Source organism: Taurinivorans muris (assembly GCF_025232395.1).
In the GTDB taxonomy this organism is placed as follows: Bacteria; Desulfobacterota; Desulfovibrionia; order Desulfovibrionales; family Desulfovibrionaceae; genus Taurinivorans; species Taurinivorans muris.
Genome location: NZ_CP065938.1, coordinates 1,258,891 through 1,284,145 on the forward strand (window position 1 = coordinate 1,258,891; position 25,255 = coordinate 1,284,145).

General features: G+C 45.0%; 19 protein-coding genes and 1 pseudogene. 9 read left to right on the forward strand and 11 right to left on the reverse strand.

Annotation, left to right across the window (positions count from 1 at the left end; genetic code table 11):
* Positions 1 to 61 precede the first annotated feature (61 nt).
* The 7 genes and pseudogenes from JBF11_RS06035 to JBF11_RS06065 all read right to left on the reverse strand — a co-directional run bounded on the left by JBF11_RS06035 (position 62) and on the right by JBF11_RS06065 (position 7,445).
* On the reverse strand, positions 62 to 2,257 hold the full coding sequence (locus JBF11_RS06035) for an LTA synthase family protein (RefSeq protein ID WP_334314598.1): 2,196 nt from the start codon (positions 2,255 to 2,257) through the stop codon (positions 62 to 64).
* Between the two features lie 51 nt (positions 2,258 to 2,308).
* A complete protein-coding gene (recR, locus tag JBF11_RS06040) occupies positions 2,309 to 2,914 on the reverse strand; it encodes a recombination mediator RecR (RefSeq protein WP_334314599.1) in 606 nt (201 codons plus the stop codon).
* Positions 2,915 to 2,923: 9 nt separating this feature from the next.
* On the reverse strand, positions 2,924 to 4,300 hold the full coding sequence (locus JBF11_RS06045) for a M14 family metallopeptidase (RefSeq protein ID WP_334314600.1): 1,377 nt from the start codon (positions 4,298 to 4,300) through the stop codon (positions 2,924 to 2,926).
* A gap of 30 nt (positions 4,301 to 4,330) precedes the next feature.
* Positions 4,331 to 5,122: a DNA/RNA nuclease SfsA gene (sfsA, locus tag JBF11_RS06050; RefSeq protein ID WP_334314601.1), complete on the reverse strand. Its 792-nt coding sequence runs from the start codon at positions 5,120 to 5,122 to the stop codon at positions 4,331 to 4,333.
* Positions 5,123 to 5,818 (reverse strand): (d)CMP kinase, encoded by a 696-nt coding sequence (gene cmk / locus JBF11_RS06055; protein ID WP_334316320.1) that lies wholly within the window; start codon positions 5,816 to 5,818, stop codon positions 5,123 to 5,125.
* A pseudogene (gene hisC, locus JBF11_RS06060) lies at positions 5,810 to 6,925 on the reverse strand (histidinol-phosphate transaminase); the annotation flags it as partial. The gene cmk and the pseudogene hisC, both read right to left, overlap by 9 nt.
* A gap of 67 nt (positions 6,926 to 6,992) precedes the next feature.
* Entirely contained in the window at positions 6,993 to 7,445 is a 453-nt protein-coding gene (locus JBF11_RS06065; RefSeq protein WP_334314602.1) for a universal stress protein, read from the reverse strand.
* A 324-nt stretch (positions 7,446 to 7,769) separates the two neighbouring features.
* Here JBF11_RS06065 and JBF11_RS06070 point away from each other — a divergent pair, with 324 nt between their 5' ends.
* The 7 genes from JBF11_RS06070 to secF all read left to right on the forward strand — a co-directional run bounded on the left by JBF11_RS06070 (position 7,770) and on the right by secF (position 14,953).
* Entirely contained in the window at positions 7,770 to 8,324 is a 555-nt protein-coding gene (locus tag JBF11_RS06070) for a hypothetical protein (protein ID WP_334314603.1), read from the forward strand.
* Between the two features lie 139 nt (positions 8,325 to 8,463).
* Entirely contained in the window at positions 8,464 to 9,660 is a 1,197-nt protein-coding gene (gene tgt, locus JBF11_RS06075) for a tRNA guanosine(34) transglycosylase Tgt (protein WP_334314604.1), read from the forward strand.
* 1 nt (position 9,661) lies between these two features.
* Entirely contained in the window at positions 9,662 to 10,111 is a 450-nt protein-coding gene (locus JBF11_RS06080) for a PaaI family thioesterase (protein ID WP_334314605.1), read from the forward strand.
* Positions 10,104 to 11,660 (forward strand): tRNA modification GTPase, encoded by a 1,557-nt coding sequence (locus JBF11_RS06085; protein ID WP_334314606.1) that lies wholly within the window; start codon positions 10,104 to 10,106, stop codon positions 11,658 to 11,660. Before JBF11_RS06080 ends, JBF11_RS06085 begins: the two co-directional genes overlap by 8 nt.
* Positions 11,661 to 11,801: 141 nt before the next feature.
* Complete coding sequence (gene yajC, locus JBF11_RS06090) at positions 11,802 to 12,158, forward strand: preprotein translocase subunit YajC (RefSeq protein WP_334314607.1); 357 nt, start codon at positions 11,802 to 11,804, stop codon at positions 12,156 to 12,158.
* A 71-nt stretch (positions 12,159 to 12,229) separates the two neighbouring features.
* On the forward strand, positions 12,230 to 13,810 hold the full coding sequence (gene secD / locus JBF11_RS06095; RefSeq protein ID WP_334314608.1) for a protein translocase subunit SecD: 1,581 nt from the start codon (positions 12,230 to 12,232) through the stop codon (positions 13,808 to 13,810).
* 9 nt (positions 13,811 to 13,819) lie between these two features.
* The gene (gene secF / locus JBF11_RS06100; protein WP_334314609.1) at positions 13,820 to 14,953 is read left to right on the forward strand and encodes a protein translocase subunit SecF; all 1,134 of its coding nucleotides are present in this window, start codon (positions 13,820 to 13,822) and stop codon (positions 14,951 to 14,953) included.
* Between the two features lie 104 nt (positions 14,954 to 15,057).
* Here secF and JBF11_RS06105 read toward each other — a convergent pair whose 3' ends face one another.
* Entirely contained in the window at positions 15,058 to 15,585 is a 528-nt protein-coding gene (locus tag JBF11_RS06105) for a nitroreductase family protein (RefSeq protein WP_334314610.1), read from the reverse strand.
* 160 nt (positions 15,586 to 15,745) lie between these two features.
* Here JBF11_RS06105 and JBF11_RS06110 point away from each other — a divergent pair, with 160 nt between their 5' ends.
* A complete protein-coding gene (locus JBF11_RS06110) occupies positions 15,746 to 16,093 on the forward strand; it encodes a winged helix-turn-helix transcriptional regulator (protein ID WP_334314611.1) in 348 nt (115 codons plus the stop codon).
* Positions 16,094 to 16,769: 676 nt separating this feature from the next.
* Here JBF11_RS06110 and JBF11_RS06115 read toward each other — a convergent pair.
* The 3 genes from JBF11_RS06115 to JBF11_RS06125 form a co-directional block, all read right to left on the reverse strand.
* On the reverse strand, positions 16,770 to 20,654 hold the full coding sequence (locus JBF11_RS06115; RefSeq protein WP_334314612.1) for a hypothetical protein: 3,885 nt from the start codon (positions 20,652 to 20,654) through the stop codon (positions 16,770 to 16,772).
* A 250-nt stretch (positions 20,655 to 20,904) separates the two neighbouring features.
* The gene (locus tag JBF11_RS06120; RefSeq protein WP_334314613.1) at positions 20,905 to 22,422 is read right to left on the reverse strand and encodes a M23 family metallopeptidase; all 1,518 of its coding nucleotides are present in this window, start codon (positions 22,420 to 22,422) and stop codon (positions 20,905 to 20,907) included.
* Between the two features lie 394 nt (positions 22,423 to 22,816).
* Complete coding sequence (locus JBF11_RS06125; RefSeq protein ID WP_334314614.1) at positions 22,817 to 23,377, reverse strand: tetratricopeptide repeat protein; 561 nt, start codon at positions 23,375 to 23,377, stop codon at positions 22,817 to 22,819.
* Positions 23,378 to 23,619: 242 nt separating this feature from the next.
* On the opposite strand from JBF11_RS06125, the gene coaE reads away from it, so the two are divergent.
* A complete protein-coding gene (coaE, locus tag JBF11_RS06130) occupies positions 23,620 to 25,191 on the forward strand; it encodes a dephospho-CoA kinase (RefSeq protein WP_334314615.1) in 1,572 nt (523 codons plus the stop codon).
* The last annotated feature ends 64 nt before the right edge of the window (positions 25,192 to 25,255 follow it).

Below are 25,255 nucleotides of genomic sequence, written 5' to 3' on the forward strand. Positions count from 1 at the left end.
TCTGTTTTAGCTATATCTTTTTTTTATTCTTTTGTCTATTCTTGAAAGAGAGCAAAAATTTTCATTCAGCGCCTGGCAGGCTGCCCTGATATTTATCTTTTTGATTATGTAAAATCAAATACTTGCACGTATAGTAATAATCATCCGAAATCTGCCGCATTCGTTTTGCCAATTCCGGCAATTCCCCTGCCAGATTTTTACCACTGTCTTCCGACATATCGTAAAGCGCATCGAAATCATGTGTTTTGTCACTTATATCGGAAACATGGGCATATTGATCTTTCAGCAATAAATTCACACCCTCCGATGCAGCGATATAAACATAATTTCCGAAAGCCTCATCAAGTTTTTGACTGTATTCATACGTATACGCGCCATTTTCTTCAATCGCTTCAAATTCACGGGGAATGAAAAGACCACCCGGCAATTTTTGCAGCATGGGAGAACCCAGCGTCGTATTCAAAAAGGAAAGCCCCGCAAGCATTGCCGCTGTCGGAAAAATATCCGCTTGGGAATGCAGGGCTGGATTGATTCCTGCCGGAATATGCTTAGGGCAATGGATAAAAAACGGCGTATGCCAAAACTGGGCGCGCGCAGCCAAATATCCCTTATTCATAATGCTGTTGTATTCGATAGTGCCATGGTCGCCGAACAAAATAAAAACAGTGTCTTCATACCAATCGGTTTGTTCAGCCCGTTCAAAAAACTTTTTCAAAGCATGGTCCGCAAAACGCAAAGCCTGATATTCCGCTTCATTCGTAAACCCCCAGGCATCCAAAACTTCTTTGCCCGGGTTTGGCGCATATTCAAAACCTTCATTGTCATCGGGAATGGTAAAAGGCCTATGGTACCCTGCCGTCTGAATAAAGGCTATGAACGGCTTTTTGCTTTTATTCAAAACTCCCACGCTTTCCCGCAACAAAGCCAAATCGGAAACCCCCCACACATCGGAATTGGAAGCTTTCCAATCGCTTTCTTCAAGCAACTGCAAGTCCTCGATATTATTTTGAAAAATACCGCGGATATTTGCCCAGTTGGCATTTCCGCCAATCATATAATAGCGTTCATACCCTGCAAACTCATCAAAAAGAATATGCTGATCCACCATTTTCGGATTGCGCGAACTTGTCGAAGCCAAAAAATTCGTATCCGCAATGCCTGTCAGCGTTGAAAAAATACCGCGGGCAGTGGTTCTCGCATTGGCATAAAAATTAGGGTAATAAAGGGAAGTCGCCAATAATTTTTCCGTAAAGGGAGTGGGGTCGAGGGCATACTCCGCAGGGTATTCCTTATGGTCGGTGAATCCCGCCTTAGCACCTGTCCCATGGGGCAAACCGGCTTTAGGCGTTGTCCATGACTCCATCATGACAATAACCACGTTCAAAGGCTTATCCGTTTTGTCACCCGCATAATACCGCGAAAAATCAACCGGCTTGTTCCGCTCCGGAAGACGCAGCAATTTTTTCATGCGGGGAAACGCTTCGACAGCGTATTTTTCATCCGGAATGATGAAATCGACAGCGTCCCTTGTGTCAAACAGATTTTGCATCGGATTCAACGCAATTAAAGCAATATTCTTGTCCACACTGAAATATGCGTTGCTCCAGCGCAGGGGAAATAAATTGGAACTGATTTGCCCATACCCCAAAACAAACAGAAAAAGCAAAATGCAGCAACGCAAAAAAACGGCGAAACCTAAAGAAGTTCCGGCGCGTTTCCCTATGAATACGATATGTTTCTTCCTATGCACGGGCACGGCGGCATGCGTTGCAAAAACCCTGTTCCAAAACCCAAAATAAGCGATTGAAAGAATAAAAAAAGCGAGGCTTATCCAAAAGACGGGATAGGACTGCCAAATCATGGCGAAACCGATATCGGCTTCTTCAAGCAAATCAAGCAGAGTCAGATCCACCCGCTGATTGAGATAAAAATAAACTAAAATATCAATAAGATATACAAGCAAGTAAACAAAAAACACCGCTGTCTGCCAAAAGCAGACGCAATACCTGAAAAAACGGTTTTCCGCAAGCAGCCGCTCTGAAAAAGGGATGATGAGGCACAAATTTGATAAAAGCGTAAGAAAAACAACATAGCGCATATCAAATTTCAAACCGATATAGAGCCCCTCCAGAATGGCGTCATGATCCGTGATTTGAGGATAGGCAAAATAAAATAAAATCAAACGAAAGCAGAAGAAAAGAAAAAGATGCGTCAGCAATAAAAACGCAATTAAAGGCAAGGGGGAAAATTTCCTCATATCCGTATTCCTGTATGCAAAACACAAATCTTATTTTTCTGCGTCATCTTCTTATAATTCCTGTCTGTATTGCAGAGATTGCCGTAATGTTTCCTTATCCATGAACTTCACTTCCGCGCCCAAAGGAATGCCTTGGGCCAAGCGCGTCACTTTCATTGCCGGAAAACGCGCCGTCACTTTTTCACGCACATAAACGGCAGTCGCCTCAGCTTCCGCGGTAGCGCCCAAAGCAAGCACAAGTTCTTTCACGTCCCCCCTATCCAGCCTTTGCATAAGCTTATCCATTTCCAAATATTCATGCGAACGGCTGTCCAACGGCGAAAGCAAGCCCCCCAAGATGAAATATTTTCCTTTATAAAAGCCGCCCTCTTCAAGGGTCAGCATGCTGTCCCATTCCGAAACCAAACAAAGCATATCATCGGAACGCAAAGGGTCGGAGCAAATCGTGCAGGGGTCGACATCGGACAATGCCCCGCATTCACCGCATAAATGCAGATTTCCCCGCAGCTCGTAAATATTCTTGCCAAGACGCATGGTTTCGGCTTCCGGCCATTTCAATAACGTCATGGCGACACGCATGGCGGATTTCGGACCGAGACCGGGAAGTCTGGCTATTTGTTCGACAAGAATTTTCAAAGGTTCTGGGATTCTTTGCATACGACACCTTTACTCCAAAGGAGAATATACCGGATTTTCCGGAAGTTCCTGCACATAATTCAAAACAAAGGTTCCTGTGTATTTTGCTCCGCAATATACTTCCAAACGATATTGATTTCCTTTCTTATCAAGCGAAAAACGCTTTTGAAAATCTTTTTTATAAATTTTTATTCCGCTTTCGTCACCGCGCGGACCGTTGCCCACGACAGCTCCGATAGCATTCAGGCGATACCCTTTTTGAGGAAGGATTTTCACATATTCCTCTGCAAAAAGCATATCTCCGAACTTTGCGTCATAAACGTTTCCGTCAATTTCTATTTCCATACTTTCAAGCGAAGTGTCGCATTCAAGCCATTCGACTTTAAAATTCGTCAAACGGTTGTTTCCGTAATAAACCTGCATCATATTTTTTTCAGCAAGGGCGGTTAATATGGGGCTGTTTCCCTTGACTCCGTAGTTTTTCCGCATGGGAAAAACCCCGATCTGCGAGGTTTTAATATCGTCCAGGGGCAAAATAAGCCTGTCATCCATAAATCCAAGGTAAATATCGGTATTCAGCGCCTCGCCGATTCCCTCTATCGTCAAAGAAAAATCACGCGAAAATTCAATGCCCGCTTCTTCAAAAAAAGCTTCTATCGCATGCAAATGGTAATAAACCCTTCCTGGCGTGTTCACATTTTTTGTCGCTTCAATGCCAAAGGCGGGTTTTCCTTGACCGAGGGCGAACCAAGTCAATGACTTTTCCATTTCCTTATCGCCTTTGGCGGTTTCCGTATTTTTCAGATGATAGGAATGCCCTTTTTCAAGCAAATTTTCATTCACTTTTGCCACGACCCTGCGGCCGATTTCGCCTAAATTGCCAAAAGGAATATCCTTGAACTCCTCTTGGTCGATAATGACGGAATTTCCCCAACGTTTGGGATTTTGCATTTCGTTCACGTAGATTGGGCTGTAAAAACCGCTGCCGTCGTGCAAATTTAAAATCAAATCGACTTCCGGAGAACGGATAAGCTCCTGCACGCGCCTCACTGCGCGGTAATCGGGATCATTCCTGCTGATTTTGGCGAATTTTCTGTTCATGTCTCCGAAAGAACCGCGATTTCTGTTGACAATGGAAAAAAAATTCAAATTGGGGATAATGGTCACATAACCGTTTTTAAATTCATAATGCGTTCCAAGAAGCGCGGCGGCGGAAAAGCCTCCGGGTTCATCCCCCTGTATGCCGCCGATAACCAGAATATGGGGAACGCTTTCCATTGTTGAACCAGCACTATGGCAACCCAGCTGCAAAACAGTGAAATCAAGGGGATGCGCCAAAACTTTTTTATAGGAAAAAGAAAGACAACACACTGCAACCATTAAACAAAGCAAGAACAGTTTCTTCACAACACATCCTGAAAGCTGATTTTTTTTATATTATCCTTTAAAATAACAAGGCGCAAGTTTTAGATAACCCCCGAAATAAATTCCGTCTTTTTGCACATCGGCGGCAACCGCGTATACTTCAACGCCGCAGGCATAGGCTTTTTGCAGTTTTTCGGCGTAGGCGCCGTCGATAAAATCCGCAGGCATGAAACAGGACGCATCGGTCCTTTGCACCACATAAAACATTAACGCCCTGTCGCCCTGAGCTTTTAACCGCATAAGGGTATCCAAATGTTTTCGCCCCCGTTCGCTCACGGCATCAGGGAAAGCTGCCGCATCATATTCCGCCATGGAAACATTTTTGCATTCAATCCACAGTTTTTCAGTTTGGTTTTCGGAAAAAAGACAAGCGTCAAGACGGCTTTCACCGTTTTTCACTTCCATTCTTATTTGCCGGAAACCTCTTGCAAAAGGCAGCAAAGCATAATCATACGACGGATTAAGCTCAAAAAGTTTTTGCAAAAAACGATTGGGAACAGAAGTATTCACTCCAAGCCACAAAGGCTTTTCATTTTCCTTATTCAAATTAATCGCCTCAAGCGTATAAGCGAGTTTCCGTACGGGATTACGGGCATGGGAAAGCAAAATGGAACGTCCTTTCCTAATCAGCCCGAGCATGGAACCCGTGTTGTTGGTATGGGCGAATCCGCTTTCATACCGCCCTGCCGCAAGCTGTTCCAAGCTGGTTTTTTCATCCGCAAATTCAATAAAGAAACGGCGTTCCCTTTGAATGAGCTTCGCCTCGAAAAGTTCCTCTTGGAAGGAAAGAACTTTGATCCGCATTTATTTGTCTCCGGCGGCAACGATTTGGCAGTGCCTGACGAGTTCCTGAAAAACGCCCTCGATGTCGAGTTCGGACGTATCCACGATAATTGCGTTTTCATGCGGAGCCAAAGGGTCGGCAGCCCTGTTTCTATCCTGCTCGTCACGGGCGATGATATTTTGCAGAATATCTTCATATTTTTCTTGCTGACCTTTACCGGTAAGCTCGTCATAACGGCGTTTCGCCCTCACTTCCGGGCGGGCGTCAAGGAAAAATTTTACGGGTGCGTAAGGAAAAACAACTGTTCCCATATCTCTGCCTTCCGCCACCAAAGCCGTTTCTTCCCCTATTTCACGCTGAAATTTTTGCAGCGCTTTGCGGACTTCCGGAATTTTCGCCACAACGGAAGCCAAACGCCCCGCTTTTTCCGTACGGATTTCTTCGCCTATTTTTTTTCCGTTGAAATAAAGCGCATATTGATCATCTTCCTTTTTCAGGGCATAAGAATATGCTGTGAACATTTCGCGCATTTCGGCATCGCTCAAATCCGCAACACCCGCTCCCGCATGCAAAGCCAAACTCCGGTACATCGCCCCGGTATCCAAATAGGCAATGCCCAAATGCTTCGCCAGCCTTTTGGCCAGCGTGCTTTTTCCCACGCCGGCGGGACCGTCAATGGTCACAATGAAATTTCCTTTTCCCGCAAATTCGCGCATTGCCGTTAAAAACATCCTGTTTTCTTCTTCCGTCCCAATAGAAACACGAACATATTCGTCCAAGCCGTAACTGGACAGGGAACGGATAATGATGCCCCGCTCCAAAAGCTTTTGACAAAGCGCTTTTGCAGACAAAAACAAAGGTTTGAACATGATGAAATTGGAATGGGACGGATAAACCATGCAGCCGAGTTCAGCCAAAACCTTCGCCATCTTATGCCGTTCCGACACCGTATGGGCGATGGTTTTTTGCTTGAATTCCTCATCTTCCAAAGCGCAGACAGCCGCTTCCTGCGCCAAGACATTTATGGAAAAGGGCAAACGGATCCGCCATAAATAATCCGCCACTGTTTCAGGCGCGAAAATATAACCCACGCGCATGCCCGCAAGACCATAAACTTTTGAAAACGTACGCATAACCGCCGCATTTTTTAAAGAACCCAATTCAGCAAGTACGGAACAGTCTTCTTCATTTCCCGCAAATTCGACATAGGCTTCGTCAACCACGAGCAAGCACGTTTCAGGCAGCGATTTTGCAAAAGCAAGCAATTCCTGCCTGTCCGCCAGACGCCCGCTCGGATTGTCCGGGCTTGTGACAAAAACCAGAGCCGTATTTTCATCAACCAAAGCCCTGAGTCCGGCAAAATCAAAACCGAAATCTTCTTTTAACGGCACCGTGCGGATTTCGCAGTTCTGCACTTTCGCCTGTGTCGAATAAAGCCCGAAACACGGCTTGAACATCACGGCATTATGCTTGTTCGGAATGGTCAGCACCCTGAAAAGCAAATCAATGATTTCATCGGAACCGTTGCCCACAAAAATTTGTTTTTCGGTCAAAAAAGGGTATTTCTTCCGGTAATATGCCGCCAACGCTTTGACAAGCTTGGGATTTCCAGCCTGGGGATAGCGGAAAGCGTTGTGAACATTTTCCGCCATGCTTTTTTGCGCAAGCTTTGAAGAGCCGAACGGATTTTCATTGCTCGCCATTTTAATAACATGTTCCAGTTGATATTTTTCTTTAATTTCATCAATGGACAAGCCTGCGACATAAGGCTCAAAAGATTGGATGTGTTCACAAATCGGTAACGTGCTTTTCTTGATGTCCATGAAAATCCCCGCAGAAAGAAAGAGCTTTGACGACTGCCAAAGCCCTTCGAAATTCTGTCTGTATTGTTTATTCGGCTGCTGTTGTCGGACGGATGGTTAAAACCGGAATAGATGAATTTTTAACAACTTTTTCAGCAACAGAGCCGAAAAGCATACGGTCGATACCGGTTCTGCCGTGCGTGCCCATAACAATAAGATCCGCATTCTCCCTTTCGGCGCAAGCTAAAATTTCTTCGGCGGCGTAGCCGATGACAACGTCGAAAGTCACATTCACGCCGGCAAAATTTTCTTTCACGAATTGTTCCATGGTAACTTTCGCACCGTCGACAATTTCACTGACAAACGTATCAATGGAATTGGGCGGAACATGGAAACCGGTATACTGCGTCATGGTCGGAGCGACATAAAGAGCCACCACGCTTCCGCCGGAAAGCTGCGCAAGCATGGTTGCATAGGAAGCAACTTCCTTGCTATGCTCCGCCAAATCCAAAGCACATACAATTTTATTAAAAGATGCCATAACAAAATCTCCTTCCAAGAATTAACGTTCATAAAACTTCTTAAATCCATAATAGGTATTTTTTTCCGTCTGCACAAGTTATTAATGATACTTTGCAAAAAAATTTTTTTTTAAGGAAATTTTTACTCGTTTTTTTTACTTGCAAAAACGCACGATATAAAAATAAAAATAACAAAATAAATAGGTTAAAAAAAGTCTAGACTTTTTGGCAAGCCTTTTGCATAAGGTAAGGAAACCAAAGATTAAGACTATACTTTTTGCCTGTTTCGGCATATGGTCTTGTCTATGGACTGCGTGCGGGGACTATTCCCCAAGGAGTGAAGTATGAAGATAAACTCAGAATTAGAAAGAATTCTTCTCGCTCAACAACAAGCTCAAACAGCTAAAACGAAGAGTGCAGACAGCTCCGCTGCTTTTGACGACATTTTGCAAAATGCCCTCCAAAAGCCAGACGCAACAAGTCCGAATGAAGAGATTTCACTGACTTCTCTTGGAATTTCAAATCAGCACATGAACGCCCAAAAGGCGGAAACCGCGCAAAGCGCCCCTATGGGCGGCGCCGCGCCCATGACGGGAACAAGCGCGGAAGATGAAGAAGAAAATGATGAATATGATGTTCTTTCTCTTATGGCTGACATTGAAAATTCCCTTTCCGGACTTGACGAATACACTAAAAACTTGCAAAATCTCAGCTCCGATTCCGATTTAAAGCAAGCATGGAAAGAGCTTTCAGCTTTCAGCCAAAGTGTGAACGGTTTGCGTCAAAACTATGCAAGTCTTTCTCAAAAAGATTCTTCATTGGACGCCGTGATTAACGATTTGGAAATTATGGCGGTAACAGAAACGTACAAATTTAATCGAGGCGATTACAATCTGTAATTTTTCTTAACCAAAAAGAAAAAAGGAAGCCGTTTCAAGCTTCCTTTTTTATTTTAAGTCCGAAAACTTTTTCCTTTTCAAGAAGAGCGCTTTATTATACCATAGCAAACGAGATAAAAAAACTTAATGGAAAAAAACAATGGACAGAAGCCTCATCGGAAATTTTACATTGCAAGCGGTCGACAACAATGCCAGAGCGGGACTTTTGCATACGGTACACGGGGTAATCGAAACCCCGATTTTTATGCCCGTCGGAACAGTTGGCAGCGTGAAAGCCATTGCTCCCGATGATTTAAACGCCCTCGGCGCACAGATTATCCTAGGCAATACCTATCATTTGTATCTGCGCCCCAATGACGAACTCATCGCCCGCCGCGGCGGACTGCATAAATTTATCGCTTGGGACAAACCTATCCTGACAGACAGCGGCGGTTTTCAGGTTTTCAGTCTCAGTTCCCTGCGGAAAATGACAGACGAATATGTCGAGTTCCGCTCCCACCTCGACGGCTCAAAACATATTTTTTCACCGGAAAAAGTTATTTCCATACAACGGAATTTAAATTCCGACATCATGATGCAGCTTGACGAATGCATAGGTTACGGAGCGCCGGAAAAAGAAGCGCTGAAAGCGGTACAGCGCAGTGCCGCGTGGGCAAAGCGCTGCCGTGATGCCTATCCGCCCCATTTGGTCAATGAAATTCCTCAAAGCGAAAACGCCGTCGGCGAAAATTCCCGCGGCAATCTTTTATTCGGCATTGTCCAAGGGGAAACCTATCCGGAACTGAGGGAAATGAGCGCAAAAGCCCTTATGGACATCGGCATGGAGGGATACGCCATAGGCGGTCTTGCCGTGGGCGAACCGAAACATAAGATGGTAAAGATTATCGCACAGCTCAATCCTCTTCTTCCGCGGACGAAACCCCGCTATCTCATGGGCGTGGGAACGCCTCTCGACATTCTTTACGGCATTGAAAACGGCGTCGACATGTTCGACTGCGTCCTGCCCACGCGAAACGCAAGAAACGGCACCCTTTACACCTACAACGGCAAAATCAATATCAAAAGAAAGGAATTTGCGGAAGACGAAAGCCCGCTTGACGAGCATTGCGACTGTTATACCTGCAGAACATTCAGCAAAGCCTATTTACGGCACCTTTACGCCAGTCAGGAAATTTTGTCTTTCAGGCTCAATTCCCTGCATAATCTGACATTTTTCCTAAATCTTGTGCGAAATGCGAGAAAAGCTATTTTTGAGGGAAAATATAAAGAATACAAAGCCCATTTTGAAAAAGCTTATGCTGATGAAAACGAAAAATTTTTGATAGAAGACGAATAAGATGTACGCAATCACAAAAGAAGAAATACAAGACCTCATAGGCGAAAAAGACATTATCGGAAATTATTTTCAAATCGAACTTCTTGATTTTTCGGAAAATTTTGCCGAATGTGCCATGCCTTTGACGGACAAACATAAAAATCCCCTTGGCATCGCCCACGGCGGAGCGATTTTCAGTTTGGCTGACTTATGTTTTGAAGCCGCCTGCCATGCCTGCGGACGGTTTTGCGTCAACAGCCAAAGTTCCCTTTCTTTTTTGAATAAGGGCATTGGCGATAAACTGTTCGCAAGGGCTGATCTTTTAAAAAACGGTTCAAAAATGGTCGTCTACCAGATCACCATTACGGACCGGGAAAAAACTGTTGTCGCGCAGGGGCAGATCACAGGATATTGCCTTGGCGGTGTTGAAGAATTAATTTCCAAAAATAAACATATGCAAGACCATGGATAAAATGGATAAAAAAGATACAATCGCAGCCATCGCCACCGGCTCTTCCGCCGGAGGACTTGGAGTTATCAGAATTTCCGGACAAAAAGCGAAAGAGATATTAACAACGGTTTTCCGCCCGCGCAAAGCAGCGCGGTTCACGCTCAAACCCCGCTACATGCATTATGGCTCTTTTATTCTCAAAAACAAAGGGCAGAAAGAGCTTTTGGACGAAATACTGGCGGTTTATTTTCCCGCTCCCCATTCCTATACAGGGGAAGACGTTGCGGAAATTCATGCCCATGGAAACAATCTCCTGCTGCATGCCATGCTCGATTACATCCTTTCTTTAGGCATACGCCAAGCGGAAGCCGGGGAATTCACCAAACGCGCGTTTTTGAACGGACGCTTGGACCTCTCCCAAGCGGAAGCCGTGGCTGAAATCATTTCCGCCCCGAGCGTCGAAGGATTGCGCCTTGCGGCGGCGAAACTGCACGGACGCTTAGGACAATGCATTGAAGACCTCCGCACGCAAATCGAATACATACGCCGCAGGCTGTGCCTTGCCATTGATTTTCCCGAAGAAGAGGGAGAATGCCTGCCCCATGCGGAATTTCATGCGCTTGTCGGCAAACTCCAAACGGACATCGAAGCCCTCATCAATGCCTATGACAGGGCAAAGCCTTGGCAGGAAGGAGCCCTGGTTGTGCTCGCGGGACAAGTCAATGCGGGAAAATCAAGCCTTATGAACGCCCTTTTGGGAAGGGAACGTGCCATTGTCACAGACCAGGCAGGCACAACCCGTGATTATTTGGAAGAAGCGACTTCCCTTGCGGGACTTCCCGTCCGGCTGACAGATACGGCAGGGCTTCGCGAAATAGCGTGGATAATGGAAAATTATCAAAACAAAAGCGCGCACTTGGACGATGAACGCACAAAAGAAATCATTGCAGGCATAAACGGCAATGCCCTTTCAGGACGAAACGCCCCCATAAACCCCATTGAAGCGGAGGGAATTTGCCGCAGTCTTTCCTTGATAGAAAAAGCCGACATCGTCTTTCTTGTTTTTGACGGCAATGCGATTTTGAAGCAGTGCCGCAAAGATACAGATGAAATCTATGCCGCCATGCAGGCGGAACTTTCTTTACTGCCAAGCCATGCCAAAACAATCTGCATTTGGAACAAGGCGGACATCGCCCCTCTCGCGCAGGAAGAACTGCGGGTTCTTGAAGAAAAAACGGCTTGTCCCGTCCTCAGCCTTTGTGCGCGTGAAAAAAAACAAGGAACATATTTCCACCACTCCATCGACGACTTAGCCCGAAAAGCACATGAAATGCTCATTGCGGGCAATGAAATAAAAAGCGAAATAGCCCCTAACCGCAGACAGGCGAAACTTCTGCAAAACGCGTATGACGAACTCGCCCTTTTACAAACCGAGATAGACTTCCTTCCGCCGGACATCACGGCAATCCGTCTTGAAAGCGCCGCACAATTTCTTTCAGCCATTACCGGGCTATGCGGCGTGGACGAAACCTTTAATGCTATTTTTGAAGAATTTTGCATTGGCAAATAAGAAAAAACATAAAATTTTTTTTCAATAAAATAACTAATGCATTTATAAAAAAAATGCGTTATAAGTATTTTGATATTGTCAAAATATCAAACGTGATTATTTTTTTCATACCTTTTGGTAAATTCTATTTTGGAGGCTTAAATGCTTACCTCAATTGCTTACGCCGCTGCGGGAAATCCCGGAGCAGCCGGTGAAACCGGCGGACTTTTCGCATCCTTCGTACCTCTTATCCTCATGTTTGTTGTGTTCTATTTCTTATTGATCCGTCCACAACAAAAAAGAGCGAAACAACACAAAGAAATGCTCAACGCATTGAAAAAAGGCGATTATGTTATCACCTCCGGCGGGCTGCTCGGCCGTATCGTTGAAATTGACAACGATATTTTCACCATCGACCTTGGCGATTCCAAAGTCCGCACTCCCCGTTCTTATGTAAGCGGAACATACGACCCAAAACATTTGGAAAAAGTTTCTGAAGAAAACACTCCGGATAAATAAGACAAATTCACCTCTCCTTCTCAAGGAGGGGTTTCTTTGTTCAGAAAGCCAAACTCAATTCGGGATATTCCATGAAATCAATCAACTTTCGTTTATTTCTGTCCATTCTTGTCCTACTGGCAGGATTATACTATTCCTTACCCAACATTCCTGCTATCGGAAACAGTTTCATCAGTGACATGCTTCCGAGCCAGCGTATCAATCTCGGGCTTGACCTCAAGGGCGGAATGAATTTAACCCTTGGCGTTGACGTTGAAAAAGCCATTGAAAGCACTCTTTCCATCACGGGACAAGGCGTTCGTGACCGCATTATTTCCGAAGGGCATACTGTTTTGCGCCCGCGACTGACCGACGGCGAGCTGGAAATCATTGTTCCTAAAAAGGGTGATGCCACAGCAATTAAAGAGATTATCCAAAAATGGTATCCCAACTTGCAGCTCGTTTCCGAAAATGTTTACAATGCCGGTTCCGCCGAGGGACTGAGCTTGAAATATGTGCTGACCGACATGGCGAGAAAAGAAGCGGAAAGCCTCACCCTTGACCAAGTTGTCCGCACCATCAGAAACCGTATCGACCAATTCGGCGTTGCTGAACCCGATATCCGCAAACAATCCAATAATCAGGTGCAGGTTCAGCTCCCAGGGCTGACGGATACAAGCCGCGCAATCCAAATTGTCGGGCAAACCGCCCATCTGGAATTCAGGCTTGTACGCGACGACATCAACCCGAACAGCATGGTTCTGCCTGCCGGCACAAGCCGTTTCCCTCTGCTTGACAAGAAAGGCGGTAAATCGACTGTTATTTTGGATAATGAAGTATTGCTCACAGGTGCCGACATCGCCAATGCCCGCCCCTCTTTCGACCAATACGGTTCTTCCTATGTTTCATTGAAATTCAGCCCGCAGGGGGCTATCGCCTTTGAAAAAATCACAGGCGAAAATATTAAAAAGCGCCTCGCCATTGTTCTTGACGGCGAAGTATACTCCGCCCCCGTCATTCAAGACAGGATCGCAGGCGGCGAAGCAAGCATCAACGGCGACTTCACAACCGAAGAAGCGAACGACTTGGCAGTTGTTCTAAGAGCAGGTTCTTTGCCCGCTCCTGTCAATATTTTGGAAGAGCGCACAGTCGGTCCTTCCCTCGGACAAGAATCCATCAGCAGCGGTATAACCGCTTCCGTAATCGGCGCCTTGCTCGTTCTCGGCATGATGCCTTTGTTCTATGGCTTTTCCGGCATTGTTGCCGATATTCTCTTATGCGGAACACTGACCCTTTTGTTTGCAGGACTTTCCATGTTCGGCGCAACCCTCACCCTTCCGGGAATCGCAGGGGTCGTGCTGACTATCGGCATGGCTGTTGACGCCAACGTGTTGATTTTTGAAAGAATACGCGAGGAACTGCGTTTGGGCATGAGCACGGCGGAAGCCATTCATGCCGGTTTCAGCCGTGCGAGCATTTCCATTATCGACTCCAACATCACCACCATTATCGCCGCGATTATCCTTTACCAATTCGGAACAGGTCCGATACGCGGCTTCGCAATTACCCTCAGTCTCGGAATTGTCGCCTCGATGTTCACTTCTGTTTTTGTCTGCCGTGCATTTTTTGAATGGTGGACAAGCAAAAATCCGGATAAAACGTTGAGCGTGTAGGAGAAGCATATGCCTATTCAACTTATAAAACCTACTGTTAATATTGATTTTGTCGGATATAGGAAAATTGCGTATATCCTTACTTCCCTCGTCATGCTCATCGGTATTTTCGCCATTGTCATGAACAAAGGACTAAGCTACGGCGTCGACTTCGCAGGCGGCGTCATGGTGCAGATTGAATTTAAAAATCCGGTCAGCGACGATGAAGTGAAATCAGCCCTCAAAGATATTGAAATGCCCGGACTTATCGTGCAAAAAATCGATGATGACAACAATCATTATCTCTTGCGTTTCAGCGCGTCCGAAAGCGGGCATAAAAACCTCAGACAAGACCTGAATAAGACTTTGCAGGAAAGTTTCAGCGATAACCAAGTTGAAATCACACGCCTTGAAATGGTCGGTCCCAAAGTCGGCTCCGAACTGCGGGACATGGCTGTCGAAGCTGTTTTCTATTCCATTTTGCTTATCACCGTTTACATTTCCGGACGCTTTGAGCATAACTGGTTCACAGCCGCGGGCATTGCCGTGCTTTTATGGGGAATCATCTTTATTTTGGATTTCCTTTCAACGCAATTCAACATTGTTCTTTTCAATAAGATGTACGCCATTTGCTTCGCCCTTGTGGTCACGCTCATTTTATCGTGGAAGGCGAAACTCAATTATTCATTGGGTGCGCTGCTTTCCCTTATCCACGACGTGCTTGTGACACTCGGTTTGCTTACGCTTTTCGGCAAAGAAATCGACCTCAATGTCATAGCCGCCCTGCTTACCCTCGTCGGCTATTCCCTCAACGACACCATCATTGTTTACGACCGTATCCGTGAAAATATTTCCCTTATCCAAAAACAGGACAAGAAACCGAGCATCGGCGAAGTTATTAATTTAAGCGCTAACCAAACCTTGGCGCGTACCTTGATGACCTCACTCACGACCCTTGCCGCCTGCCTCAGCCTTTACCTGCTCGGCGGCAGCGTTATCAACGACTTTGCCCTGACCATGCTTATCGGTATCATTGTCGGCTCCTACTCCTCAATTTTCGTGGCAAGCCCGATTCTTATGGCTTTTGGGGATATTGATTTATATGTCAGCCAACAAACGAAAGGTGAGGAAATAGAAAAACCCGGCGCACACGGCGTTGTATAGGACAAAGACATATCAATCGTGAAAAGCCTTGGCGGGAAGAAAGCCAAGGCTTTTTTATCATTTCATGACATCAGCGGACTAAGAATTTCCAGTCCGCTTTTTGTTTAAAGGTTTTCAAAAGATACGGTTTCGGACAACGGCTTTCTCATTGTGCCGTGCCGGGTTGCGGGAGGAGCGGGCTGACGTTCCGTGTCCGCATACCCGACAGCAAGTATGTTGACAGGTTCAATATGCGCCGGAAGCCCAAATTCCTTTTTCAAAACATCGGGCTTGAAATAGCAGACCCAAACACTGCCCAATCCCAAATCGGCTGCCTCCAGCATCATATGGTCAGTGATGATTGCGGCGTCAATGTCTGTTAATTTTTTACCGTCAAACGGACGTGTCCATGTTTTTTCCGTATCGCAGCAAACAATGACCGCAAGCGGCGCATCATAAACGCGGGCGGCTTTCGCAATCTTGTTCAGCCCTTCTTCGCTTTGCACGACAATCAAATGCTGAGGCTGGCAATTTCCGCCTGTCGGGGCGACACGGGCAGCTTCCAAAATCGCGTTTAATTTCTCTTCTTCCACTTTTTGTTTTGTGTAAGCCCGCACGCTGTATCTTTTTTTCGCAAGACTTAAAAAATCCATAACAACTCCTTTCCGGTAATATGATTTATGCAGAATATATGCGGAACAGTTGACTGAGCAAATATTCGACACTATACTTTTATCAGTGACAATAAAAAAAGCAAGAACGCACTTTTTTGATATAGAGTACCCAAAAAGATACTATTAAGGAGAAAACCCGGTGAAATGCCCAAGCACATTCAATTGTCCCGTTGAAGCGACATTGGATTTAATCAGCGGAAAATACAAAGCTCTCATTTTATGGCATCTCATTGACACCACATTGCGTTTCAATGAAATAGGAAAACTCATTCCGCAAGCTACGCCAAAAATGCTGACGCAGCTGCTGCGGGAATTGGAAGCGGATACCTTGATTGTCCGTACTTGTTATCCCGTCGTTCCCCCAAAAGTGGAATACGCTCTCAGCGATTTTGGGAAAAGTATCATTCCGATACTGGAAGCCATGTGCAAATGGGGAGAAAATTATCTTGACGCTGTAACCGTAAAATCCGGCTATGATAAGAAATGAACCGCATGAAATGAGAGTTTCCGGAATAATCGGCTTTTCCGAGAAACAAGCTGCCTAAAATAAAAACACCGCTCAATGCATGCTTTTCTCCAGCGCTAAAAAAGCTGTGGATTGACTTACGCCTTGAGGAGTTTTAAGTGTGTCCGCCAAGCACATTTCATTCACAACCTGTTAACGCGGTTTACCACCGCCTCATTTATTCTATCCCTGCAAACGATACGTGATATTCTTTGAACAGATACCAGTCGTCTGCCCTATTTTTTTATTTCATTGAGTTTATCAAATTTGCATAGCTATCAAATATCATGAGAAAATTTTTCTTTTAACTATCCCATAAAAGAAAATACGCCAAGGTTGGTCAACATAAAATACCATACCGGCATAATCACAACCAACTGTTTTTATATAAAAATACTCTTTCAGTCACAAAATTATCATACCATTTCAGCAATACCATCTTTAATATTGCATATAGTTCCTGACGTCCAAATTTTAGCGCAACAGCCATGCGATATTCGCAATTCCATATTATTGGGAATAATGCCCATACGGCACTGTCCCCTCTACACATCGAATATACGGTAAAGAAACCTGTATCTGAAGATTTTTCATTCCACCGGCTCAGACGGTGTTTTTTTTATGAAGCGACAAAAAAACGCGGATTGCTCCGCGTTTTTCACTTATTTTCGTTTTCGTCGTCTATCGGAAAGAACGAAAGCTGTATCAATTCTTTTTTATGAAGACGATTTTCTTCTTCCTCTTCGTCATTTTTCTGTTCCCCGCTGTTTCTTGGCGAATAATCAAGCAAAATATCCAAACCTGTTTTCTCTTCTTTTTCTTCTTTTCTTTTTCTTGATTTCTTTTTTGCTTTTTCTTCTTTCACATCAACGAGCATATCATGGGATAATTCAAGAACAGCCTGTTCTTCAACCGTTTCGCCTGAACTGCTCTCTTCATTTCGCGGAATATCCCGCTCTTCCTGCGGACTGTCTTGTTCCTCTCCGCTTTGTTCATCGAGTTCGGCAGGCTCCGTTTCCTCAATACTTTTCTCCTGCGTATCGTTTTCTGCTGCGGCTTCTGTAAAATCCTCGCCCGCCCTGGTCTGATCGGTTTGTTCAGCTTCATCGGAGAACATGATAAGCCCTGACTGCACAAAAACAGAATGTTCAGGAATTTCTTCCGGCTGCCCCATATTTTCCAAAGCATTTTGCAAACTCAAAGGAGGCAGGTCCTCGTCCTGCGCAACTTCATAACTCGTATCGCCCGGCAGAAAACTCAACGTGACTTTTGCTTTTTCATCCGCCTGCGTTTCTTTGGTCTCACCGCCCGCGGCAGATCGCTCCGTTTCCTGCAAAGATAAAAATTCCATCGGTGCAGACAAGGGATTTTCCTTCGGACCGTTTTCTTCCTGCGTATCGGAAAATTCCCCGAAAGGTTTCCCAGAAGGTTCTCCAAAAAACTCCAAGGAAGACGCCTGCATTTCCGCACCGCGTTCAAACGGTTCGCTTTCTGCGGTATCAATTGAACGTTCTTCAGCTGTTTTCTCATATTCAAAAGAAGAATTTTCATCCTGCAGCAAAGCAATATCTTCTTCTGTTTCAGCAGATTTAAAATCTTTCTTTTCCAAAGAACCGCTTAAGCCCGCTTCCAATGGCTGAGGCTCACCAACCATGGAGTCAAATTCATCCTCGGCCTTTCCTTCCTGAATATGCGGTTTTAATTTAAATGACTGCACCAATTTAGAAAATACGCCTGTTTTTTCTTCACGAAAATCAAGGGTATCTTCATAGTTCGCCTTGCCCGCTCTTGCTTGTTCGTTTCTTTGTTCATACATTTCCGCGTGTTCAGGATATTTCGGTGAAGCAAAGGTGGAAACGGCCCCGTCGACGACCGACCCCACATGCACGACTTCGGTATTAAGGCGTTTCTCAACAGCCTTTTTCACTTTCTTATTCACGTTTTTCACAACGGCATGAGGCGCGTCAATATCCGTAATAGGCTGAATATTCCTATCTCCCAAAATTTCCGCAACCGCCGTGCATAAATCGTCACGCCCGATGTTATCCGGCAGCGTATGATCGCAGCCTGCCAAACGGAGAAATTCCATATCCTTGACAGATTGATACAAACCGACACAAGGGGCATGTGCAATCCCCAAACTGTCCTCGAGCAAACGGATACCTGCAATCACGGCACTGCACCCGCTCGCCGACAGCGCACTGTGCACAAGCACCAAGGAAGCGGGCTTTTTCTCATAAAAAGCCAAGGCGCTGTCCACATCAAGGGCTTCCCATGTTTCATACGTATTCAAATAATAAACAAAGTTCTGCCGCTGTATCGCAAGAGGGGAGATGATTAAAATACTCATTTCCTTTTTGCTGCCGACAAAACTTGGCACATCATCTTCTTCCGCCTCTTCAAATTCCTGTCCGCTTTCACGGCTAAAGAGAATATTTCCCCCGCTGCGTCCCGCATTTTTCTTATGGTAGCTTGCCTCGCCATGGGAAAGGACAATATCGTCAAGGGAAGCATAAGACAAAGGCTTTTCGCCGTTCTGGTCCATTGCGAGGCATTGCATGCTGAAAGAAAAACTCAGCCCGCCGGGCGAAGACCGAAGCTCCACTTCTCCGTTATAGGCGGAAGAAAGTTCCCAAGCTTTCACCAAGGTTAAAATGCTCCGCTGAACAGGAGGGCGCCCTTTTCCCGAATCGCTGATAGTGAAAACGATATGCCCGGGGTTCGGGCTGTTCGCACGTCTGACGCGCACACTGATCATGCCTTTTTCCGTGGCGCGGATGGCATCCCGCAAAAGCAGGGAAAGCACGACTTCCAAACTGGCTTTGTCGCCGCGGTAATGCAGACCGATATTGGGAGCGATATACCAGCCTAAACCCACTTGCCTGTCTTGCGCTTCCGCACGGATATTGTCACACGCCTGCGTAATCAAGGTTTTCACATTGAACAGTTCATGCCCTTGGTTATGGCTCGGCTCTTTCCGGGCTAAATCCGTAATGTGCCCGAGCATGCCGGACAAGTCACGGCAAGCCAAAACCAAGGAAGACGTATGGTCTTGCAGGCGTTTCGCCCGGGAACTGATCTCGTCAACAGCATTAAGAGCATGCTTTTCAAACCTGTCGCCAAATTCCTTTTCATTGAGCAACGCTAAAGATTCCGCCAATTCTTCTGTTTTTAAGTCAAAATCCAAAAAACAGGTTTCGCGCATGATTCTGTCAAAAGGATCACGGAGCTTCAGCTCGACCCGATACAGCGCATCGCGCATGATGGAATTATTTTCCGCAAAAGCGCTGACAATATCTTCATGGGTCAGCTGTTCGTTGAAAATATTTTTTTCTGTTTGGCGCGGAGCGAGAAAAATCGCCACCATCGCCATGAACAGTCCTAAATAATTGAAGAAATACCATTCGGAATTATACCGCAGGGCTAAAGCGCTCAAACAGCCGACGCCAATGGACAGGCAGAAAAAAGCATATAATTTTGCGCCCTTGCGTCCTGAAAGCACAAAAGGGATAACAAGCACGAACAAAATCAGCGCATACAAGCCCCAAAGCGGTGCGAAACGGATAATATATAAAAATTCAGGAATAGGGACAAATAAAACAATTAAGGGAAAAATGGCGGGAATTGCCAAAAACTGCAACAAACTGTCAAAATGCGGACTTTTCTTTTCCGTAACAAGCAAATGCCTGCCGATATGGGGCAGAAAGAAAATGGCTAAACACGAGGCGATAACGCCCACCATATCAAGATAATCCAACCTGCCGTGCACATTTTGCGGAACACCCCACGCAAACTGCACGAGAACAGCAAGACAAAGCAAGGACGCCCAAATCCGCGCATCCCCCTCTTCCTTTGCGCCGCGCCAAAAAATAAAAATCATCAAAACAAAGAGCGCCAACAAAATAAAAGGCGTCAAACGCCTGTCAAGGGTAAGCGGAGCTTTGGCGGGAGATAAAAGCTTCGGTGAAAACCAAATGCTTGGAACGCCCGGAGAATAAATCAACAATTCCCCGCCGTCGCGCAGCGAAGTCAAATCATATAAACCGCTGTGGAATATATTGACGCTGTTCTCATCTTCGACATCGAAATTTTCCGCATGGTTTTTCCGCTCCTTCGTATACACATCTTCTGCCACCTGCCAGCGCTTTGTTCGCTTGGAATAAACCAAAACATGGCTGTTTTTGGGCAAAAAATTTCCCAAATCCAAATAAGCGGTCGGAATATCCTTATCTTTTATTTCATCGAAAGAAATTAAAAACCAATACGTTCCGAGTTCTTTTTTCAGAGCAAGCACATCATAGGGCGAAAATTGACTTCTCTGCGCCAAGGCGCTTTTTGCGTCTTTTGCGTCGAGATTATGCGCATAACGAATATAGGGAGCAAGATAAATAGGCTCTTCACCCGCCACAGCCGTAATGGAAGGAGTCTCCGCAGCAGGCAGTTCTATATCGAAATCGGGCTCTGCAAAAGCAGAAGAAACACAAAAAAATATGCTGAAAATAAAAATACTCAAAAATTGCGTTCTATATTTGCTCTGCTTCATGGACCATTCCTTTGTGATAGGAAGCAGAATATACTATTTCAATACAATGGGCAAGCTTTTCAAAAGAGCATTTTCACTAAAAAGATAATATAATATCCATTATCTCAATTAGTTATCATAATTTTCATCATCATTTTTTTAAGACCGATCCGCCTTGAATGCAAAAAGGAAACGGCACTGTCAGGCAGGCAAAACTTCCTATTCGTTTTTTATCCGCTTTTCCGCTTGCAGACACATTAAAACCACGCAGTTACCGCAAACCGTTCAGCCAATTTTCCGCATTAAATTCTTTCACATCCTCTTTCCCCTGCAAAAGCAAATCCAATTTTTGCACAGTCAAGCCGTATTCTTCCATTTGGTCCGCACGAAGCGGTGCTTTGCTCGGAATGATAATATGATCGGGATTTACGAATTTTCCGCCTTTTTTTATTCTGAAATCAAGGTGCGGACCTGTTGACAACCCGGTCGAACCGACATAACCGATCACCTGCCCCTGGCTGACTTTCGCCCCGCTCCTCACGCCCTTCGCGTAGCCGGACAAATGAGCGTATTGGGTTTCCAAACCGCCCCTGTGTTTTAAAATAATCAAATGCCCGTATCCGCCCGTATAAGCGGCACGGGTGACTGTCCCGTCCCCGACAGCCATGACCGGCGTGCCCTTGGGCGCCGCGTAATCAATAGCGGGATGGGCGCGGGTTATGCCTAAAATAGGGTGTTTTCTTGCGGAAGTGAAACGGGAACTGATACGCGTAAAATGCACGGGGGTTCTTAAGAAGGCTTTTTGCAAGGCTTTTCCGTTTCTATCGAAATAACTCAACTTGCCCTCTTCTTCCGAATCGTAAAATAAAAAGCCCTCGTAGCTTGCACCGTCATTAATGAAACGTGCGGCGATTATTCTGCCGTATCCGTTAAAATTCCCGTCACGGGATTTCTTTTCCACAAGAGCGTAAAATTTGTCACCTTCTTTAATTTCCCTTGCGAAGTCGATATCGAACGTGAAAACATCGGCAAGCCTGATGGCAAAAACGGCATTCTCGCCAAGGTCGATGACAGCATTATAAAAATTAGAGGTTACCGTACCTTCTATGAACTTAAGTTCGTAATCATAAATGATTTCTTCAAAGGCAACCTTATGCCCGTCCTCCGTTTTCTGAATGATAACCTTGTGCGTGTCGTCAAATTCATATTCAAACTTTTGCAGGCTGTTGTCGTCAAGGTCAATCAAAAAGGAACAGGGTCTGCCCGCTTTGAGCGCAGTCAGGGAATAAACGCTTTTCGATTCCTCGACAAGATTTAAAATCGTGGAAAACGAAATCCAGCCATTGAGCAGGGAACCCAAACTGTCGCCGCTGCCGATGCTTGATTTCAGCAACAGCAGATTTTCGCCGACAACATCGATCTTATATTCTTTTTGAGGAACTTGGGGAATAAGGGCGAAAATATATTCATCAAATAAAAACTGCACGAATTCAGCGTACTTTTCATGGAAACTATCCATGATCATCGTATAATTTTCCTGAATGGTTCCGCCGAGCGTAGCAAAAAAAGTCCGTAAGCCGGAGCGGGCTTCAAGATCAAAATCTTCCCCATGGGGAAGGATTTCTTCCGCTGTTTCCGATTTCGCCTCGGCTTGAAAATCCATTTCCATTTCCGCAATACCGGAATCGGTCTCAGCCGCCGCACGGTCCACCTGCAAAGCCAAGGCAAAAAACAAAAGTAAAAAGCCGGCAAAACAATATCTCTTTATATTCTTTTTCCATTTAAGCATGTTTCATGCTAAACCAGCTTTTTAAAAGTGTAAAGAAAAAATTAAAAAGCGGGTACATGGATATTCCTTTATGAAACACATGCCTTCAGCAATACGGTACGCTTAAAATAATGATGCCCCCCGAAAAAAAGCGGGGGGCACCACACATAGGCACATATTTGGGGTAATAACATGAATATTCATGTATTCCAAACACATCTTTACACTTCATTAATAAGAATACTGTACACAATGGATAAACCATGTGGACGAAATGCGACCAATATGATAAAACCATCCTTTGTTTTACTCATATAATCACCCCGTTGGATTCACCCCGCCTCGCATTCAGACGGGGTGATATCTTTCAGTTCTGAGCGCCAACAACAGATCCGAAAGACAGGAGGGGATTTGTTTATGCCGCAATAAAAGAATACAGGTCTTTTGCGTCTTCGTTATCAGGCAATTCTTTCAAAGCTTCTTCAAGGTGAAGTTTCGCTTCGTCTTTTCTACCCAAATAAATAAGGCAGCCTGCTAACGTAATTCTGATTTGAGGATCTTTGGTTTCCTCATAAAATTTTTCTACAAATAAAACAGCTTCGTCGACTTTGTCCAAAGCATAGGCCTCTTGAACCAAGCAACCAAGAGCGACGGTGTTTGTCGCTTTGATTTCAAGAGCGTTTTTGAAATATTCAAAAGCTTCAGCATGCAATTCTTTGGTCATAGCAACAAGTCCCAAGCCCGTATACGCATTGTCCGATTTTTCAAGTTCAAGCGCTTTTTGATAATGCACGGTCGCTTTGTCATAATCGCCGACTTGCACGGCAATGGTTGCCAAGCCCATTTGAGGTGCGGCAAATTCGCTGCCGCTTTCCGCAGCTTTTTCATAATACTCTGTCGCCTTTTCATATTCACCCATAAAAAGGTAACATTCGCCTAATTCTTTGTTAATTTCATAATCTAATAAATCACTCATGGTCTTTTCCCCTCCATGTAATAATTTTGTGCCTCTTGGCATACCCCTAATAAGCATTTAGCATGCCAAAATTATTTTTTTTTATAATTTCAATATGTTATATTTTCAAGATTCTTTTTTTATCCATTTTTGCCAGACATTTGACAAAAATCAGGAAAATTTTTCCCAACGCTTATCGTCCCTAAAAAAAAACTGTTCAACGCAAAAAAAATACCGTATCCTTTATGCAGAAAGGGAGAAATATGAAACAGGAATTTACGGCAGACCGAAACGCGGGCAGGCTGGATAGCTTTTTAAGCGCGGAAACCAAAATATCCCGCTCTAAAATAAAAAAATATATTGAGAGTAACCTCGTAAGCGTCAATAACGTCCCGTGTGCCGACGCTTCCAGAAAACTGCTTTCAGGAGATTGCGTCCGGCTTGAAATCATTCAGGAAGAAAATTCCCTGCAGGCGGCGGAAAATGACCTTACCATTTATTATCAAGACAAATACTTAGCCGTTATTGAAAAAAAGCCCGCTCTCACTGTTCACCCCTGCCCCTCTTGCCAAGAGGAAACACTTGTCCACCATTTGCTTTATCATTTCCCAAGCCTCAAAAGCATGGAGGGCGAACGCCCCGGAATTGTGCATAGACTGGATAAGGACACATCAGGGCTTATGCTTGTCGCCCTGACGGAAGAATGCCGGTTGAAACTGGCGGAAGCTTTCAGCAATAAGGAAATAAAAAAAACGTATCTCGCCCTTGTGCAGGGCATTTGCCCGAATGGTGAAAGCAGCGAAAGCATAGGACGCCACCCGGCAATCAAAACAAAAATGGCGCTTGTCCCTCTTTCCAAAGGCGGGCGGGAAGCCTTTTCAAAATGGGAACGCATTTACCCGAAACAGCCCGCAAAACAAAATACGAATGAAAACGCTTTTTCTTTAATGAAAGTACAAATCCATACAGGCAGAACACATCAAATCCGTGTGCATTTGTCCGCTTCGGGCTATCCCCTTTTGGGAGATGAGGTCTATGCTCCTGCGAATGTCGCCCAAAAAGCCCCAAGACAAATGCTCCACGCGTATACATTGACATTTCGCCACCCTTTCACCCATGAACCCCTGACCTTCACGTCTTTACCGCCTGCTGATTTTTGGGAATGCGCTGAAAATCAAATCGCTTTAAACCAAACGGCGATACCCCTTGTGATCACAGGAAATTCCGGGTCAGGAAAATCAGCACTCATTGAAATTGCAAAACGGCAAAATTTGCCTACTTTCAGTGCCGACGAATGTATCAATGAATTATACCAAGTAAATAACGATGCATGGTATTTGCTCAAACAGCAATACGGCACGCTTTTTGTTCCGGACGATAAAAAGCCGGTGGATAAAGCCGCCCTTGCGAAGGCGATGCAAGACCCTGCCAAGAAACATGAATTGGAAAATTTGCTGCACCCTCTCGTTTATTCACGGACGATTGAATTTTTTAATAAAAACAACCGCAAAAGATTCTCTCTTGCGGAAATTCCCCTTTGGTTCGAAAACAAACCCAAGAATTTTCCCATCAAACCGCTGACGGTATGTGTCAGCACAAATGCCGAAATCCGTTTAGCCCGCCTCAAAAACCGGGGGTGGACGGAAGAAACCGTCGCTTCTATGGACGGTTGGCAATTGGAGCAAGAAAAAAAAATAGGGCTTGCCGATTATGAAATTCCAAATAATGCGGACCTGGCAGAATTGGAACAAAATTTTCTAAGCCTGCTGGAAAAACTGAAAAAACAAAACAGCATACCGCCCGTATTGGAGCAAATTAAAAAAGAACTCGCCTGAAAGCATAAAAAAAGCGTACCGAAGTACGCTTTTTCATTATTCTTTAATTATCCTTAGTTATCCT

Bases quoted from the DNA above. Each gene is read 5' to 3' on its own strand.
- JBF11_RS06035 (WP_334314598.1), bottom strand. From the start codon at position 2,257: ATGAGGAAATTTTCCCCCTTGCCTTTAATTGCGTTTTTATTGCTGACG.
- recR (WP_334314599.1), bottom strand. From the start codon at position 2,914: ATGCAAAGAATCCCAGAACCTTTGAAAATTCTTGTCGAACAAATAGCC.
- sfsA (WP_334314601.1), bottom strand. From the start codon at position 5,122: ATGCGGATCAAAGTTCTTTCCTTCCAAGAGGAACTTTTCGAGGCGAAG.
- cmk (WP_334316320.1), bottom strand. From the start codon at position 5,818: ATGCGCGAATTTGCGGGAAAAGGAAATTTCATTGTGACCATTGACGGT.
- JBF11_RS06065 (WP_334314602.1), bottom strand. From the start codon at position 7,445: ATGGCATCTTTTAATAAAATTGTATGTGCTTTGGATTTGGCGGAGCAT.
- JBF11_RS06070 (WP_334314603.1), top strand. From the start codon at position 7,770: ATGAAGATAAACTCAGAATTAGAAAGAATTCTTCTCGCTCAACAACAA.
- tgt (WP_334314604.1), top strand. From the start codon at position 8,464: ATGGACAGAAGCCTCATCGGAAATTTTACATTGCAAGCGGTCGACAAC.
- JBF11_RS06080 (WP_334314605.1), top strand. From the start codon at position 9,662: ATGTACGCAATCACAAAAGAAGAAATACAAGACCTCATAGGCGAAAAA.
- JBF11_RS06085 (WP_334314606.1), top strand. From the start codon at position 10,104: ATGGATAAAATGGATAAAAAAGATACAATCGCAGCCATCGCCACCGGC.
- yajC (WP_334314607.1), top strand. From the start codon at position 11,802: ATGCTTACCTCAATTGCTTACGCCGCTGCGGGAAATCCCGGAGCAGCC.
- secD (WP_334314608.1), top strand. From the start codon at position 12,230: ATGAAATCAATCAACTTTCGTTTATTTCTGTCCATTCTTGTCCTACTG.
- secF (WP_334314609.1), top strand. From the start codon at position 13,820: ATGCCTATTCAACTTATAAAACCTACTGTTAATATTGATTTTGTCGGA.
- JBF11_RS06105 (WP_334314610.1), bottom strand. From the start codon at position 15,585: ATGGATTTTTTAAGTCTTGCGAAAAAAAGATACAGCGTGCGGGCTTAC.
- JBF11_RS06115 (WP_334314612.1), bottom strand. From the start codon at position 20,654: ATGAAGCAGAGCAAATATAGAACGCAATTTTTGAGTATTTTTATTTTC.
- JBF11_RS06120 (WP_334314613.1), bottom strand. From the start codon at position 22,422: ATGCTTAAATGGAAAAAGAATATAAAGAGATATTGTTTTGCCGGCTTT.
- JBF11_RS06125 (WP_334314614.1), bottom strand. From the start codon at position 23,377: ATGAGTGATTTATTAGATTATGAAATTAACAAAGAATTAGGCGAATGT.
- coaE (WP_334314615.1), top strand. From the start codon at position 23,620: ATGAAACAGGAATTTACGGCAGACCGAAACGCGGGCAGGCTGGATAGC.